The organism is Chromohalobacter sp. 296-RDG (genome assembly GCF_029889885.1).
Classification (GTDB): domain Bacteria; phylum Pseudomonadota; class Gammaproteobacteria; order Pseudomonadales; family Halomonadaceae; genus Chromohalobacter.
Genome location: NZ_JARANY010000012.1, coordinates 1 through 15,575 on the forward strand (window position 1 = coordinate 1; position 15,575 = coordinate 15,575).

The 15,575-nt window shown below is 60.8% G+C and carries 11 protein-coding genes and 1 pseudogene; 9 read left to right on the top strand and 3 right to left on the bottom strand.

All coding sequences use genetic code 11. The annotated features are described in order from the left end of the window. The first annotated feature begins 221 nt into the window (after positions 1-221). The 6 genes and pseudogenes from OP495_RS06790 to OP495_RS06810 all read left to right on the top strand — a co-directional run bounded on the left by OP495_RS06790 (position 222) and on the right by OP495_RS06810 (position 4,959). The gene (locus OP495_RS06790) at positions 222-1,178 is read left to right on the top strand and encodes a LysR family transcriptional regulator (protein ID WP_280564965.1); all 957 of its coding nucleotides are present in this window, start codon (positions 222-224) and stop codon (positions 1,176-1,178) included. Between the two features lie 112 nt (positions 1,179-1,290). Beyond that, positions 1,291-1,464, top strand: coding sequence for a hypothetical protein (locus OP495_RS18805; protein WP_348521303.1), 174 nt, complete (start codon positions 1,291-1,293; stop codon positions 1,462-1,464). Positions 1,465-1,476: 12 nt separating this feature from the next. Then, a pseudogene (gene dctP / locus OP495_RS06795) lies at positions 1,477-2,325 on the top strand (TRAP transporter substrate-binding protein DctP); the annotation flags it as partial. 66 nt (positions 2,326-2,391) lie between these two features. Next, entirely contained in the window at positions 2,392-2,898 is a 507-nt protein-coding gene (locus tag OP495_RS06800) for a TRAP transporter small permease (protein WP_280564963.1), read from the top strand. After that, positions 2,895-4,175 carry a TRAP transporter large permease gene (locus tag OP495_RS06805; protein WP_280568039.1) on the top strand — a complete coding sequence of 427 codons (1,281 nt, stop codon included), beginning with the start codon at positions 2,895-2,897 and terminating at the stop codon, positions 4,173-4,175. Before OP495_RS06800 ends, OP495_RS06805 begins: the two co-directional genes overlap by 4 nt. A gap of 28 nt (positions 4,176-4,203) precedes the next feature. Beyond that, positions 4,204-4,959 carry a M15 family metallopeptidase gene (locus tag OP495_RS06810; protein WP_280568107.1) on the top strand — a complete coding sequence of 252 codons (756 nt, stop codon included), beginning with the start codon at positions 4,204-4,206 and terminating at the stop codon, positions 4,957-4,959. Here OP495_RS06810 and OP495_RS06815 read toward each other — a convergent pair. Further along, entirely contained in the window at positions 4,956-6,323 is a 1,368-nt protein-coding gene (locus OP495_RS06815) for a VOC family protein (protein WP_280568041.1), read from the bottom strand. The two genes, OP495_RS06810 and OP495_RS06815, sit on opposite strands and share 4 nt — an antisense overlap. Positions 6,324-6,542: 219 nt before the next feature. On the opposite strand from OP495_RS06815, the gene OP495_RS06820 reads away from it, so the two are divergent. Beyond that, entirely contained in the window at positions 6,543-7,457 is a 915-nt protein-coding gene (locus OP495_RS06820; protein ID WP_280568043.1) for a LysR substrate-binding domain-containing protein, read from the top strand. A 51-nt stretch (positions 7,458-7,508) separates the two neighbouring features. On the opposite strand, the gene gnd is transcribed toward OP495_RS06820, so the two are convergent. Then, a complete protein-coding gene (gene gnd, locus OP495_RS06825) occupies positions 7,509-8,486 on the bottom strand; it encodes a phosphogluconate dehydrogenase (NAD(+)-dependent, decarboxylating) (protein ID WP_280568047.1) in 978 nt (325 codons plus the stop codon). 126 nt (positions 8,487-8,612) lie between these two features. Next, positions 8,613-12,647, bottom strand: coding sequence for a ribonucleoside-diphosphate reductase subunit alpha (locus OP495_RS06830; protein WP_280568048.1), 4,035 nt, complete (start codon positions 12,645-12,647; stop codon positions 8,613-8,615). 545 nt (positions 12,648-13,192) lie between these two features. Between OP495_RS06830 and OP495_RS06835 the strand changes: the two genes are divergently transcribed. Both OP495_RS06835 and OP495_RS06840 read left to right on the top strand, forming a co-directional pair. After that, entirely contained in the window at positions 13,193-13,912 is a 720-nt protein-coding gene (locus tag OP495_RS06835; protein ID WP_280562796.1) for a response regulator, read from the top strand. 5 nt (positions 13,913-13,917) lie between these two features. Continuing rightward, positions 13,918-15,561 (top strand): ATP-binding protein, encoded by a 1,644-nt coding sequence (locus OP495_RS06840; protein WP_280562797.1) that lies wholly within the window; start codon positions 13,918-13,920, stop codon positions 15,559-15,561. Positions 15,562-15,575 lie beyond the last annotated feature (14 nt).

A 15,575-nucleotide genomic window follows, 5' to 3' on the forward strand; every position in this document is an offset into this window, starting at 1 on the left:
TTGTAGTGTCCGGGCACTGTCACGCGTTCACCATTGGGCAGATCGCGGACATAGGTAGGGACGTAGACACGTTTGATGACACTCTTGGCTTCCGCCATGATCCAGTCTCCTATGAATTCGACGCTTTCACGCTACGCCGGTTGCGGATTGGAATCAATCCCATCCCCTATGGCCTTTCGTATGACCTTGAACCATGTATCAGACTGCTGACCGAGCTTGCCATGACTCCGTTCAAATCTCGTGCGCTTGAATATCTCGATGCCGTCGTTCGCTATGGCTCGCTACGCCGAGCCGCCTCTCATCTGGAGGTCAACCCATCGGCACTCAGTAGGCAACTGCGCGCACTCGAGGAAGAACTGGATTGCGTGCTACTGGTACGTTCCCCACGGCTTGATTTGACCCCCGCCGGTGAGTTGATGCTGCGTCACTATCGTGATCGGCGTGCCGCCGAGCGAGCGACACTTTCTCAGTTGCAGGCCATGCAGAACCTGGAACACGGCGAGGTACACATCGCCGTCGGCGAAGGGTTCATAGCGGATCTGGTCTCGGCCCCCTTGCAGAACTTTCTGGCCACCTATCCGGGGCTGGAAATCGAAGTGCACATGGCCGGTCTTACCGATGCGATGGCGTTGGTCGAGGAAGGGAGCGTCGATTTGGCGTTGCTGTATGCGCCGCCCGATGATCACCGTCTGGTTTCGCACGTCGATCGCTGCCAACCGCTGGATCTGATCGTACCCGCCGAACACGCGTTGGCCAGCGCGACGGGGCCGCTGACTTTAGCCGAGATCGGTGTGCATCCCTTGGCGGTTATCGACGGGCAAACCGGAATGGGGCAGTTGGTCGATATGGCATTGCGGACGGCCAAGCTATCGTATCGGCCGCGCATGAAAACCAACTCGGTGTCGGTGCTCAAGAATTTCGTGCGTTCCGGCTTGGGCGTGACGTTCATGCCCGAGCTCAGCGTCCTTGAGGAGATTCACGAGGGGAGCATTGTCACGCGCGAGGTCGACGCCCAGGTACTGTGCCAGGCGCAGGCGTGCATCGTCAGTCAGGTCGAGCGGCCCTTGACGGTGGCAGCCCAAGCTTTCATTGAACACCTGCGATACAGCATGCGTTTCTTCAGCGCCGACGCACCGCGCGTCTTGGATGCACGTATGTTGTCTTTAAAGCAACGCTAGAACGCTTGAAAGGTCAACAGCGCAACGATTAGCGTCTTAGGACGCCGCTGTACAGCAACGGCCGATCAATACGCGAGTCTCGTCGCGTTCTGATAACAACAAGGAGTTCTTCATGCGTTTCTCAATGCTGCGTCCCGTATTACTCACAGCCGCTGTCACCGGCTGGCTGGTGACGGCCAGCCTGGCCAATGCGGCCACAACCATCAACCTCAGCTATAACGGACCGCCCGAGACCGACAAGAACGCGGTTCATCTGTTTGCTTCCAACCTCAAACGGTTGGTGTAAGAGAAGACCGACGGCGATATTCAGCTCAAGTTATATCCCAACTCCATGCTTGGCGAAGAACAGGAGCGCATGGAGCAAGTCGCCAATACGCCGAGCCTCAACATTGCTTCATTCGCCGGTTTGTCGCCGATCGTGCCCGAAATATATGTCAGTGCCACTCCCTTTCTGTTCGATGATTACAACGCTGCACATGAGTTTTTCGACGAGGGTGATTATTGGAACAAGGTAGAGGAAGCCCTCAAAGAGCGTACCGGTGCCGAGTTGCTTGGCGTGATCGAGGAAGGCGGTTTTCTCGGGTTCACGAACTCCAAGCGCCCCATAAAGGGCCCCGACGATTTCGAGGGACTCCGCTTTCGTGCCATGGATCCTAGCCAGGTCGCGCTCTATGAGGCCTTTGGTGCGTCCGGCACGCCGATTCCCTGGACCGATACCTACATGGCGCTCAAGACCAACGTCGCCGATGGCCAGATGAACCCGCCGATGTACATCATCATGGGCAGTCTCTACGAAGTGCAGAAATACTTTACCCGTGCCAACGTGCAGTACTCCGATCAGTTCCTCATAGCCAACGGCAGTTGGTACGAGGGGCTTTCCGAAGAGAATCGCAATGCTATCGACTCAGCCGTCGAAAAAGCCAATGAACTCAACCGTGAAGATGTCGAGAAGCGGGTCGACGAGCGCATCCAATTTCTTGCCGATAATGGCATGACGGTGATCGAGCCTAGCGATGAAGAGATGGCGGCTTTTCGTGAACAAGGCCAGCCGGCCTATATCGATTGGCTTGAAGAGCAGGGCATAGGCGATGAGTGGATCAAGATGGCGCTCGAAGATGCCGGGCAAAGCGACCTGCTCAGCGACTGATCTTCACGTTATTCACTCGGATGCCAGGAGTACGACCGGTCATGCCGGTCGTACCATGTGATCGCTATGTTCCGAAACACCTTATTATCGCTGCTGGGACGGATCACGACCGGCCTGGGCGGGTTGGCATTATTGGTCACGCTAATCGATATCTTGTATGGCGTCGTGACGCGCTACGTGGTCGGCCAGGCGCCCATCTGGAGTGACGAGCTTGCGCGTTACTGCTTGATCGCATCGGCATTGCTGATCGCCGGCAATGTGTGGGTGCGTGGCGAGCATATGCGAGTGGCGTTACTGGAGCGCAAGCTGGAAGGCGTCGCGCGACATGTTTTGTTGGGTTATCAATGGCTGCTCACCTTGCTGCTGTGCATGGCCATGACCTGGTGGAGTTGGCATTACGCCTTATCGGTGAGCTACTTCACTTCCCAGGGGCTGGGCATCAGCCGCACCCTTCCCATGCTTGCCATGCCGCTGGGTTTCGGCCTGCTTGCATTGCAGGTACTGCTTTACGGCCCTCGTCCATTGCCCCAGACCGGTGACGCCTCTCCAGACGTTGCGGAGGACGCCTCATGATGGTCGCCGCGATGTTCGCAACCTTGCTTGCCAACACCTTACTGGGTATTCCACTTTTCTTGACGCTGATCGTGACCGCCTTGGTGGGCTTCGTTTTCGTCGATCCGGGCATGATCGCGCGGATGATGCCGCAACAGTTCTTTGGCGGTCTCAATAGTTTCTCGCTGATGGCGATTCCGTTGTTCATTCTCGCCGGCAATCTGATGAATGCCTGTGGTATGACCGAGCGTTTGATGCGCGTCGCTCGTCTGTTGGTGGGTCATCTGCGCGGCGGTATCGGACATGTCAATGTGGTGGGTAGCGTCTTCATGTCCGGGGTCAATGGCTCGGCCGCGGCCGATGCCTCGGCACTGGGGTCATTGCTGGTCCCGGCGATGAGGCGCGATGGGTATTCCACGGCATTTGCTGCCGGGCTGACCGCTGGTAGTTCGCTGATCGGGCCTATCATTCCGCCGAGCATCTTCATGATCTTGTATAGCGCGCAGACCAATACCTCGGTCGGTCAGTTATTCTTGGGTGGCGTGGTCCCTGGTCTTTTGCTGGCACTGGCGTTCATGACGATGAATGCCGTGCATGCCAAGAGGGCGGGATTCGAGCGTCGCACCTCGCTGCCGGCAAGACACGAAGTGATCGATGCCGCACGCGGAGCGCTTCCGGCGCTGGTCGCACCGTTCATCATCGTCGCCGGCATCGTGCTGGGTTTCGTCACGCCGACTGAGTCCGCCGCCTTGACCGTCCTCTACGTGGCGGTATGCGGACTGCTGATGGGTGAGCTGCGTCTAATGGCTTTCTGGCGTGCCGCGATCGAGACCACGCGGTTGACGGCGGCCATCTTCCTGATCATCGGCATCTCGTCGGTGATCAGTTGGGAGTTGGCCTATGCACAGGCGCCTGACCGTTTCACTAGCCTGCTCGAGCCCTTCATCGACTCTCCGGTGATCGTGCTCTTGCTGCTTAGCGCCATCACCTTCGTGACCGGAATGTTCATGGAGGAAGTTTCGGCGCTGATGCTGCTTTCGCCGGTGTTTACCCCTGTGGCGCTGGCGGCCGGCATCGATCCTGTGGCGCTGGGTATCATTATCACGCTGAATATCACCATTGCCTTGATAACGCCCCCGATGGGGGCTTGCCTGTTCATCGCTGCGGCGGTCAGTCGTGTGGATATCACCATGCTCTTTCGCACCATCTGGCCGTTCATTCTCGTGGCGGTCGGGGTGCTGTTATTGCTTATCCTCTTTCCCGAACTGATCACCTGGCTACCCAACACCTTGGGCTGACTTCAACTTGGAAACGAATCGCTTGAATGTGACTGACTCGACGTCCCGACCCATCGCCGACATTGCCGATCCCCAGTGGGAGGCCATTGCGGCTATTTCCATCGACGACGATGGCACGGCGCTACATGCACTTAGCCTTGCCGTGCCAGCCTTGCGCGTGCATCCCATCTATCATGCGCTTGGCGTGCCTCGGGCAGTGCCCGAGTGCTGGGCGCGGGAGGCCGTCTATCGGCGGCTTCTCAAAGTGGCACGGAGCCTGCCGGCGGGGGTGGGTCTGGTGGTGCTGGATGCCTGGCGGCCCTATGTCGTGCAGCGCCACTTCTATGACACCTTGCTTAGAATGGTGGAAACGCGCTACGCCGATCTCGACGAGTCGGATCTGCGGGCGATGACCCGGGAATTCGTCTCGCCGCCCAGCGATCGGCCAGAGTGCCCGAGTCCACATCTCACTGGCGGCGCGGTGGACGTGGCCCTGTGCGATGCCGATGGGATGCTGCTGGAGATGGGGTCGGCATTCGATGAAGCGCGGGTCGCCTCGCATACCGTTCATTTCGAGCATCATGCCCACGACGCCGCGACACGGGCCTATCGTGATCGTCGGCGCATTCTTTACCACGCCATGGTCGATGCCGGCTTCACCAACCTGCCCAGCGAGTGGTGGCATTACAGCTATGGCGATCAGATGTGGGCCTGGTACCGCGGTGAATCTTGCGCGCTGTTCGGCCCCAGCGGCCCCGATAGCCTGGAAGCTCGCTGGCGGCGTTCGCTCGGGCAGGACGCCTAGCGGACTGGCGGGATGCCCAAAGACGCCAGGGCGGCATCCAGAGAACTCCGCTCGCGTTCGGCATAGAGCGTCAGCTCGTCGGTGACCGGTGCGCCCAGTGCCGCCTCGAAGGCTTCACGATTGGCGTGACCGGTATAGGCTTCGCTACCGTTACCGCCGAGATTCGATTGAAAGATGCCGGCCGCGCTGACGGGCAGGAAATCCTCATAAGTGATCGGCCGGGCCGTGATCAGTCCCTGCTCTATCAATTGCTCGACCTCGGTCTCGGTGGCCGGGCCGGCCTCGCATCCCGCCTCGGTCGGTCGATATTCGAAGAATGCCAGGCCCTGACGGCGCAGTTCGGTCTCGGTATCCGGGAAGTCGTCGAATGCTTCGGCCAGTACGCGCTGGTGCTCCTCATTGGTCAGTCCAGCCGTACGCTGACGCGATTCGGCGAGCAGCCGATCATAGAGTGCACGCCCCTTGGCGGTCAGCGCCACGCCACGTTGTTCGATCTCGCCGAAGCGCGCGGTGTGAGTGCCCTGGCGTTCGCCGGCGAACCGGGTTGGTTCCTCCAGAGCCTTGAAGCTGGTCTGACGCAGCAGGATCGGGCAGTCGCGGCGCGGCGGGCCTTCGATGACCTCCTTGGGATTCATCCCCGCCGCGGGCATGCGGCGTTGCGCCTCGTCGATATCCAGTGTGCGTGGCGTCAGATGATTGATATGTGGCCCGTGGAAGCAAACCACATCGGCAATCAGTCGGTGCTCGGCGTGCAGCGCCTCGTAGGTTTCCAGGTCCACCGTGGCGTCCTGGTGCCAGCGAAAGGTCTCCAACGACTCGGCCACGAAGCGGTCGGCTTGCTCGTCGGTGAGCCCGCCCTGGCATTCGCTGAGTTCGATCAACTCCCGTGCGCCGGGCGTGAAAATGTCGCGCTCGGCGAGGATATCGGTGGCGCGTTCACGCATCTCGGCGCTCTCGATCAACTCCAGGCGTAGCAACGAGGTGAAGACACGGAAGGGGTTACGTGCCAGGGCGGCGTCGTCGATGGGTCGGAAGGCGGTGGAGTGTACCGGCACGCCGGCCTCGGAGAGATCGTAGTAGCCCACCGGATACATGCCCATCACCGCGAAAAGCCGGCGCAGCATGGTGAGTTCTGCGGGTGTACCGACGCGAATGGCACCATGCCGCTCGACGCCGAGGCGATTCAGCTCATCATGAGCCTTGAGTCGCGCGGCCAGCTCGGGATCGCGCTCAAGAGTCTCGCGATTCACCTCCGCCACCAGGTCGAGCAGGGTTTCGTACTGCGGCACTTCGGCCTGATACATGGCCGACATGGCCTTGGAAAAACGGTCACGAATCTCGTGATGGGAAACGAGGGTTGTCATCGGGGGTACCTCTCAAGTCGCACAAAAGCCCAGCGCCGTTCGTGAGCGCGGTGTCCATCATGGCGGTGATGACACCAGAGCCTCGTTGCATCGGCAAACGAAAAAAAGCGCGCTACCCATGCCTTTCGCTCATGCATTACGCTTAAACGCATTAAATGAAGCAGGGGCATGAGCTTTCAGCATGAGCGCTGCGAATCCACTCCGTCGCGGAGAAGACGCATGACGGCACGCCACCTGCCCTCGACCACCACTCTGCAGTGCTTTGAGGCGGCTGCGCGGCACATGAGTTTCACCCGTGCCGCCGACGAACTGAGCATTACCCAGAGCGCCATCAGCAAGCAAGTGGCGCAACTCGAAGCGTATCTGCAGCACAAGCTGTTCCGGCGTGTGCGCCGCACCTTGGTACTGACACCAGAGGGTGCGTTGTATCTTACTGAAGTACGCAAGATTCTGGCCCGGATCGAGATGTCGGCGAACGCGATCATGAGCTATAGCGGCAAGGGCGAGGTGCTGCGGGTGGCCTGCCTGCCGACCTTCGGTGCCCGCTGGCTGGCACGCCAGTTGCCCGAATTCCTGAACGCGAATCCACACATCGATCTCAGCGTTAGCGACCACGTCGAGCCCTTCGACCTGGATCAGGCAGGTATCGATGTGGCCGTCTTCCATGGCCATGGCCGCTGGCCGAAACTGGAGTGCCACAAGTTGTTTGACGAGGAGGTGGTTGCGGTCTGCGCCCCCGAGTACCTGGCCCGTCAGCGACCGGCGAGTGCCGCAGAGCTGGCCGAGTGCCGCCTGCTTCACCTCTCCACGCGCCCCGATGCCTGGCACCGCTGGTTCGCCGATCAAGGCATTACTACTGAACGCAGTTACCACGGCACGCGCTTCGAGACCTTCCAGATGCTGATCCGCACGGCAATGAGCGGCGGTGGCCTCGCCCTGGTGCCTCGTTTCTTCGTCGACGCCGAGCTGGCCGAGGGCCGGCTGTCACTGGCCTGGCCACATGTTCTCAAGGGGGCCGACGCCTATTACCTGGTGTACCCCGAGCATCTCGGCGAACTAGTGCGTGTGCGCTGTTTCGTCACTCATGTGCTCACGTGTGCCGAGGTGGATGCGCCGGCCGGAGCGTCGCGCTAGTGCCTGCCGCCGGCGTTGCCAGAGGCAGACTCCGTTGCTTTCAATCAGCGCTCACTTCGGCGGTTCGACGTGGCCGCCAAAGCCGAAGCGCATCGCCGAGAGCAAACGGTTGCCGTAGGTGTTGTCCTTGCGCGAGTTGAAGCGCGCGAACAGCGCGTTGGCCAGCACCGGGGCGGAGACGCCTTGCTCGACGGCCGCGTCGATGGTCCAGCGGCCTTCACCACTATCGGCGACGGCGCCGGAGTAATGATCGAGCTTGGGGTCGCCGGTCAGCGCCTGGGCGGTGAGGTCGAGCAGCCAGGATGAGACGACGCTGCCACGCCGCCAGACTTCGGCCACGTCGGCGAGGTTGAGATCGAAGCGCTCGTCTTCCGGCAAATCCGGCGATGACTTGCTCTGCATCAGCTCGAAGCCTTCGGCGTAGGCTTGCATGAGACCGTACTCGATGCCGTTGTGGACCATCTTCACGTAGTGGCCGGCACCGACCGGGCCGGCATGAATATAGCCACGCTCGGCGCTATCATGGGGCGCGTTGCGGCCGTGCGTGCGCTCCAGATTGCCGTGACCGGGCGCCAGAGTGTCGAACAGCGGATCGAGGTGAGCGAAAATCTCTTGTTCGGCGCCTACCATCATGCAATAGCCGCGCTCCAATCCCCAGACGCCTCCCGAGGTGCCCACGTCCACGTAATGGATGCCCGTGAGCGCCAGCGCCTTAGCGCGGCGAATGTCGTCCTTGTAGAAGGTGTTACCGCCGTCGATGATGATGTCGCCGGCGTCCATTTGCTCGGCCAAGGCATTGACCGTCTCCTCGGTGGGGTCGCCGGCAGGCAGCATGACCCATACCACGCGTGGTGTTTCCAGTTGATCCACCAGCGTCGCCAGGGAGTCCGCCGGGGTGGCACCGTCCTCGATCAACGCCGAGGCGATGGATCGATCGCGGTCATGAGCGACGACGTCGTGGCCGCCGCGCATCAAGCGTCGGGCGATATTGCCGCCCATGCGGCCGAGTCCGATGATACCGAGTTGCATGTTCGTACCTTTCGCGATGTCGGGTAGGGAGTGGGAACGGCGGCAAGCCTACCGATACCGAGTGCATGACGCAAAGCGGGCCATGTCACATGACACGGCCCACTTCGAAGCCTTACATGTGACGTGTCAATCCCAGCTTAGCGCGCCGCCGACCTGGTATCCCGGGACGCGCGTCTCGAAAAAGTGCTTCTCCTTGCCACGCGTTTCGCCGGAGGCGCCACTGGCCGCTGGGCTGGGCGCAGGGTTGGCAGCAGGTTGAGGCGACGGTGCCGCACCGCTGTCGGCGTTGCCCACGGCATTGAGATTGCCACGATCGACAGTGGATCTTTCCACCGAGGTGGCGCCTAGCGCGCGCAGGTAATAGGTAGTCTTGAGGCCACGGAACCAGGCCATGCGATAGATGACGTCAAGTTTCTTGCCCGAGACGCCGGCGATGTAGAGGTTCAACGACTGCGCCTGGTCGATCCACTTCTGGCGTCGCGCGGCGGCTTCGACCAGCCACTTGGGCTCGACCTCGAAGGCACTAGCATAGCGGGCCTTGAGATCATCCGGTACGCGGTCGATGGGCTGCACGCTACCGTCGTAGTACTTGAGGTCGTTGATCATGACCTCGTCCCACAGGCCGCGTTCCTTGAGGTCGTTGACCATGTAGGCGTTGACCACGGTGAATTCGCCGGAGAGGTTCGATTTGACGAACAGGTTCTGGTAGGTCGGCTCGATGGACTGCGTCACGCCACAGATGTTGGAGATCGTCGCGGTCGGCGCGATCGCCATGACGTTGGAGTTACGCATGCCCTGGCTTACGACCTTGTCGCGCAGACGTGTCCAATCTTGCGTGGTGGAGGTGTCCACTTCGATATAGTCGGCGCCGCGCTCTTCGGCCAGGTTTGCGATGGAGTCGATGGGCAGCACGCCCTTGCTCCATAGCGAGCCTTCGAAGCTTTGGTAGCGTCCGCGCTCGGCGGCCAAGTCGCTGGAGGCTTCGATGGCGTGATAGCTGATCAGCTCCATCGAGGTGTCGGAGAATTCAACGGCCTCCTGGGAGGCGTAGGCGATCCCACGCTTGTAGAGCGCGTCCTGAAAGCCCATCAAGCCAAGGCCTACCGGGCGGTGCTTGAAGTTGGAATTCTTGGCCTGCGGCACGGCGTAGTAATTGATATCGATGACGTTATCGAGCATGCGCACGGCCGTCTTGACGGTCTTCCTCAGCTTGTCGCCATCGAGTTCGCCGTCGACGATGTGCTGCGCCAGGTTGATCGAGCCCAGATTACACACGGCGATTTCGTCCGCCGAGGTGTTGAGAGTAATCTCCGTGCACAGGTTGGAGCTATGCACGACGCCGGCATGGTTCTGCGGGCTGCGCAGGTTGCTCGGGTCCTTGAAGGTGATCCACGGATGGCCGGTCTCGAACAGCATGGACAGCATCTTGCGCCACAAGTCCTTGGCCTTGACGCGCTTGAACAGTTTGAGCTGCCCGGTGAGGGTCATCTCCTCGTACTCGGCATAGCGCGTCTCGAAGGCGGCGCCGTAGAGATCGTGCAGGTCCGGGCAGGTGGACGGCGAGAACAGCGTCCATTCTTCGTCGTCGCAGACCCGCTTCATGAACAGGTCCGGCACCCAGTTGGCGGTGTTCATGTCATGGGTACGGCGGCGATCGTCGCCGGTATTCTTGCGCAGTTCGAGGAACTCCTCAACGTCGAGATGCCAAGTCTCGAGATAGGCGCAGACCGCGCCCTTGCGCTTGCCACCATTGTGGGCGAGTGCCGCCGTGGTCATATAGGACGGATCGCCCTCGACCTTGAGGTCGTAGACGAACGAAATCGGGTCGATTTCGCACACGTTGCGCACGCGGGTGAATACACAGCCGTGGTGCTCGATCCAGTTGCGCTTGGTCAGTGCCACGCAGTTTACGCGTTCGGCAATCTCGGGCACGGCCGGCACACGAATGTCATACGCCTTGACGGTGCCCGTGAACTGCACCGAACTGCCATCGCTGCGCCGTCCTTCGTGGTTCTGCTCGCGTTCGCGATACTGGCCGGCGGTTGGCACCCCCAGACGCAGGCATTGATAGCGCAAGCCTTCCGCGAGCGAACGCGAGGTATTGGTGAAATAGATTTCCTTGCCACGACTCACGCCGCCATCAGTTTCCAGCAGGCCTTGAATCAGCGCCAGAGTTTGGCTCTTTGGCAGATGGGCGAAGCGCCGATGGATACGCTTGTTATGGGCCGCGTCGTACAGATCGTCGGCGACGAACGGCAGCGTCGGTTCGCCGGCGCCGGTGATTTGCCCGGTCGTGGCACAACGCTGGACGCCGCGACCGGCAGCCCAGTGGATCTGACGATAGGCGGTACCGCGCTCGCTCTGCCAGTGATGAATACCGCGCGCCTCGAGATAGTCGCAGACGAAGCGCAGATGATCGGCGTCAGCCGATGGGTTGCCGGATACGCCCCACTGCTGGCCGTCCTTCGATAGATGGCCATCGCCGAGCAGGATGCCGTACAGCCGCGCATCGTCTTCGCTGAATTCCGGCACCGGCACGACTTCGCGCGGAATCACCTGGGCAACATAGTCGCCAGCCGTCAGTTCGCCGGCATCCACCCACTCGGGCTTGATCTTCGCCTTGGCAAGCCAGTCCCGGGTGCGATGGCCAGCCTGCGCCATCGGCACGCCGCGCAACGCCCAAAGCGGATGGCCGGCAGTCACGCGCGTGGTTTCGACGGTATGCTTGATGTTCAGCTCGACCATCGGGTCGCGCTGGTTATAGGCGAACTTGTTCGTGACCTGACGATACTCGCCGCGCTGACCGAGCACGAGATCGTCACGCGTGATGTCCTTGATCGCCTTGACACCGTCGGCTGTATGCACCTGGGTATCGGGCGCAAAGCATTGGTTGACGGCCATGACCACCTTGAGGAACGGCACCACGCCTTGCGACTTGCCGTTAGTGCCTTTGATGTAGGAGCCCAGCGCACGCACTGGGGTCCAGTCGTTGCCCAAGCCGCCGGCCCACTTGGAGAGCATGGCGTTGTCGCGAATCGCGCCGTAGATGCCATCGAGCTGGTCGGGCACGGTGGTAAGATAGCACGAAGAGAGCTGGCTCTTGACGGTGCCAGCGTTGAACAGCGTCGGCGTGGAGGCCATGTAGTCGAAGTTCGAGAGCAGCTCGTAGAATTCGATGGCACGCGTTTCGCGATCGTCCTCGTTGAGCGCCAGGCCCATGGCGACACGCATGAACATCACCTGCGGAAGTTCGTAGCGAATGTCGTCGTGGTGCAGGAAGTAGCGGTCGTAAAGCGTCTGCAGACCGAGGTAGGTGAACTGGGCGTCGCGGGTGTGATCCAGCGCTGCCCCCAGGCGCTCGAGATCGAACTCGGCAAGCTGCGGATCGAGCTGGTCGAAGGCGATACCCTTGGCAATATAGGCTTTGAAGGCCGGCGCGTAGAGGTCGGCCATCTCCTGGTAAGTTGCTTCATCGGCGATATCCAGGAAAGAGAGCGCTTCGCGACGCAGGTTGTCCTGCAAGAGTCGCGCGGTGGCGTAGGTATAGTTGGGCTCTTTTTCGACCAATGTGCGCGCGGTCATCGTCAGTGCCTGCGACACGCCATCGATGGACACGCCGTCGTAGAGACTCTTCAGCGACGCGTCGACGATTTTCTGTGGCTCGACGTTGGTGAGCCCTTCGCAGGCGTCAAAGACCAGGGTCTCGACCCGGCCCAGATCCAGCGGACGCACGGTGCCGTCGGCCTGCGTGACGTTGAGGCTGGGATGAGGCTTGGCGATATCGCCGTTCTGAGGCTGACGGGCACGGGCGTGTTCTTCGCGGTACAGCACGTAGGCGCGGGCGACTTTCTGTTCGCCGGCGCGCATCAGAGCCAGCTCGACTTGGTCCTGGATATCTTCGATGTGCAGGGTGCCACCATCGGGCATGCGACGCAGGAAGGTGTCGACGATGCTCTGGGTCGCTTTGTGAACGAAATCACGGATGCGTGACGATGCTGCGGCATTGTCGCCTTCGGTGGCGATGAACGCCTTGGTGATCGCCATCGAGATCTTGCTGCCATCAAAGACCGCGACATCACCGCCACGCTTGATGACGCGCAGTCGCTGCGGCGCGGTGATGTCCACTGACGCCTTGTCAGAGGAAGAAGGAGTGGTATCCATGACGCTTTCCTGTCGTTACGGGTCCCAGGGTAAAGAGTGCTGCCGTTCATGTCGCATCGCGAGAAGTCGAGCCTTATCGCGACGATGACCGAATTAATCGTCTTGTCTCGGCATTTTCGTGCCTGAAGAGGATTGTTCGGAACGAGCACGCGAAATACGGTAGTCCTATATATGGGGGGAATCCTGATGATGAGCACAAGATAGAGCTGTTTCGTGGGGGGTCGCAAGTGGATAAGTCGTTGATAGTCTGTGGTTCTCTTGGGGCTATTCTTGCGCTCCGTCAAAAAATCTATAACTAGCTGCCACGCGACGATTTTTCAATCAGCGTGGCGATCTCTATGATGCTCGACAGCTACTCGAAAGTGAATTCGGGTATCATCGCTTGCTATCCGCTATGGTAGGGAGTGGCGGCATGCACCCCTTTGTCGCACCGCTTATTCAGGCGACGTCTCTCTGGATAGCGCGAAGAATACAAAATAAAGATGAACGGAACTCGCACGACAAGGCCGAAGGTAGGCAGGGCTTCATGGCACTAATGTAAAGGGATGGATGACAGCTTGGACAGCAGCAGACATCACGATCACGTCCTGATCATAGAGGACGACGAGCGGCTGGCGCATCTGACGCGAGAGTACCTCGAGGCAAATGAATTCCAGGTCGATCTGGAATACGACGGTGCTCGTGCCGTGGAACGTATTCTCGACGAGCAGCCGGACATGGTCATTCTCGACCTCATGTTGCCTGGCGAGGATGGTCTTTCCATTTGCCGTCGCGTGCGTGCCCAGTATGCCGGCCCCATTCTCATGCTGACCGCGCGTACCGATGATATGGACCAGGTACTGGGGCTCGAAATGGGCGCCGACGATTATGTGCCCAAGCCGGTACAGCCACGCGTGCTGCTGGCGCGCATGCGTGCCTTGTTGCGCCGTGCCGATGCTCTGGACGCCGCCAGCGGCGCTACTCGGCTGAACTTCAGCGACTTGCTCATCGATAGCGCCACGCGAGAGGCTTGGCTCAACGACGAGCGCATCGACTTGACCAGCGCCGAGTTCGACCTGTTGTGGCTGTTGGCCGGTAATGCTGGTCGCGTACTGACCCGCGAGGAAATCTTTTCGCAGCTGCGGGGCATCAAGTACGACGGTCAGGATCGTTCCATCGATGTGCGAGTCTCGCGTATCCGGCCCAAGATCGGTGACGATCCCAACCATCCGCACCGAATCAAGACCGTGCGCAGCAAAGGATATCTGTTCGTCAAGGACAGCTAACGTTGATGCGGCGAACCCTATCGGACAGCACCTTTCTGCGCGTTTACGCCTTGTTGTTGCTGGCGTTGGTGCTGACATTTGGACTCGCCTTGCTGGGATACTTGGTGGTCGATCAGGTGCGTCAGGAGAATTACCGCGAGCGCCTGGCCAGTGGCCCGATGCAGGTGCTTGCGCATCTGGCCGCCGAGCAGCCGGTCGACGAGCGCGACGAATGGCTGGCATCGATGTCATCGACGCTGGGTGTTCCCATGACGTTGCACCCCATCGATGACGTGTCGCTGAATTACTTCGATCGCTCGCGACTCAATGAAGGACGGCCGCTGATCGAGCGCCACGATGCGGCTTGGTCTGTGCTACGGCGTCTGCCGGATACGCCTTGGCTGCTGGAATTGCGTGTCGGTGGTCTCAAGGAGATGCAGTTACGCGGCGCAACCGAGGCCTTGCGAACCTGGCTCAGCGGCGTCTCGGAAGATGAACGCGACGAGCGTCTGGCGCGTCTTCAGCGTGTCTTCAAGATCCCGCTGGAGGTTTCACCGACGCCCCCCTCGGGTGTCGATCCTATCCAGCAATCGCGTCTCGAAGGCGGTGAAGTCGTCGTGCGACTCGAGCCGGGGCTCGGCGTGTTGTATGTGCACGCACGGCTAGGAGCGGATCGCTGGCTCAATATCGGCCCCGTCCCGTCCTTCGAACCGATGCCTATCTCGTTGGCGCTGGTCCTGCTGGGCATCATGTTGCTGGTGCTGGCAGGCACCATCTACTTCGTGGTGCGCGGTGTGGAAGGGCGCGTGGAGCGTCTGGAACGTGCCGCCACGCGTATTGCCGGGGGCCATCTGGATACTCGTGTCAAGGTCGAGAGCAACGACTTTCTCGGACGGCTGGGGATGGCCTTCAACGGCATGGCGGCCCAGGTGCAATCGTTGTTGCGCACGCAGCAGGAAATGATTCGCGCCGTCTCCCATGAATTGCGCACCCCGGTGGCACGTATCCGTTTCGCGGTGCAGATGGTCGAGGACATGACCGAAGAACCCGTGGTGCGGCGCCAGTTGCAGGATATCGACGGCGATATCGAAGAACTCGATCAGCTCGTCGACGAGATCTTGACCTACGCCCGCCTGGGGAGTGACAGCGCCCAGGGCATCCAACTGGCCACCGAAACCACCGATTGCCGTGCCATGGCCCATCGCGTGACCGATACTCTGGCACCGCTGCACGCGCATTTGCGCCTCGAAGTCCTGGACGGCGAGGAGGTCGATGTCGAGGCCGATCCGCGCTATCTGCAACGCGCGCTGTCCAATCTCGTGTCCAATGCCTGTCGCCATGCGGAAGGGCACATCCATGTCAGCGTGACACGGGAAGCGCGGGCCGTGCGCCTGGATGTCGAGGATGACGGCGCTGGTGTTCCCGAAGCCGACCGTCTGTTGATCTTCAAACCCTTCGCGCGTCTCGACGACAGTCGCACGCGGCGCTCCGGCGGTTATGGCCTGGGGCTCTCCATCGTGCAGAAAATCATGGCCTGGCATGGCGGCAGCGCGGTGGTCGAACGCAGCCCGCGGCTCGGCGGGGCGCGCTTTAGCCTGTTGTTGCCGACGTCGGACATGCTTCAGGGTGAGTCGCGCCACGCGCGGGGGCGCCGCCTGGGCAATACTTGACCGCTATCGTACTC

Coding starts and splice junctions, on each gene's coding strand:
- OP495_RS06790 (WP_280564965.1), top strand. CDS start 222: ATGACTCCGTTCAAATCTCGTGCGCTTGAATATCTCGATGCCGTCGTT.
- OP495_RS18805 (WP_348521303.1), top strand. CDS start 1,291: ATGCGTTTCTCAATGCTGCGTCCCGTATTACTCACAGCCGCTGTCACC.
- OP495_RS06800 (WP_280564963.1), top strand. CDS start 2,392: ATGTTCCGAAACACCTTATTATCGCTGCTGGGACGGATCACGACCGGC.
- OP495_RS06805 (WP_280568039.1), top strand. CDS start 2,895: ATGATGGTCGCCGCGATGTTCGCAACCTTGCTTGCCAACACCTTACTG.
- OP495_RS06815 (WP_280568041.1), bottom strand. CDS start 6,323: ATGACAACCCTCGTTTCCCATCACGAGATTCGTGACCGTTTTTCCAAG.
- OP495_RS06820 (WP_280568043.1), top strand. CDS start 6,543: ATGACGGCACGCCACCTGCCCTCGACCACCACTCTGCAGTGCTTTGAG.
- gnd (WP_280568047.1), bottom strand. CDS start 8,486: ATGCAACTCGGTATCATCGGACTCGGCCGCATGGGCGGCAATATCGCC.
- OP495_RS06830 (WP_280568048.1), bottom strand. CDS start 12,647: ATGGATACCACTCCTTCTTCCTCTGACAAGGCGTCAGTGGACATCACC.
- OP495_RS06835 (WP_280562796.1), top strand. CDS start 13,193: ATGGATGACAGCTTGGACAGCAGCAGACATCACGATCACGTCCTGATC.
- OP495_RS06840 (WP_280562797.1), top strand. CDS start 13,918: ATGCGGCGAACCCTATCGGACAGCACCTTTCTGCGCGTTTACGCCTTG.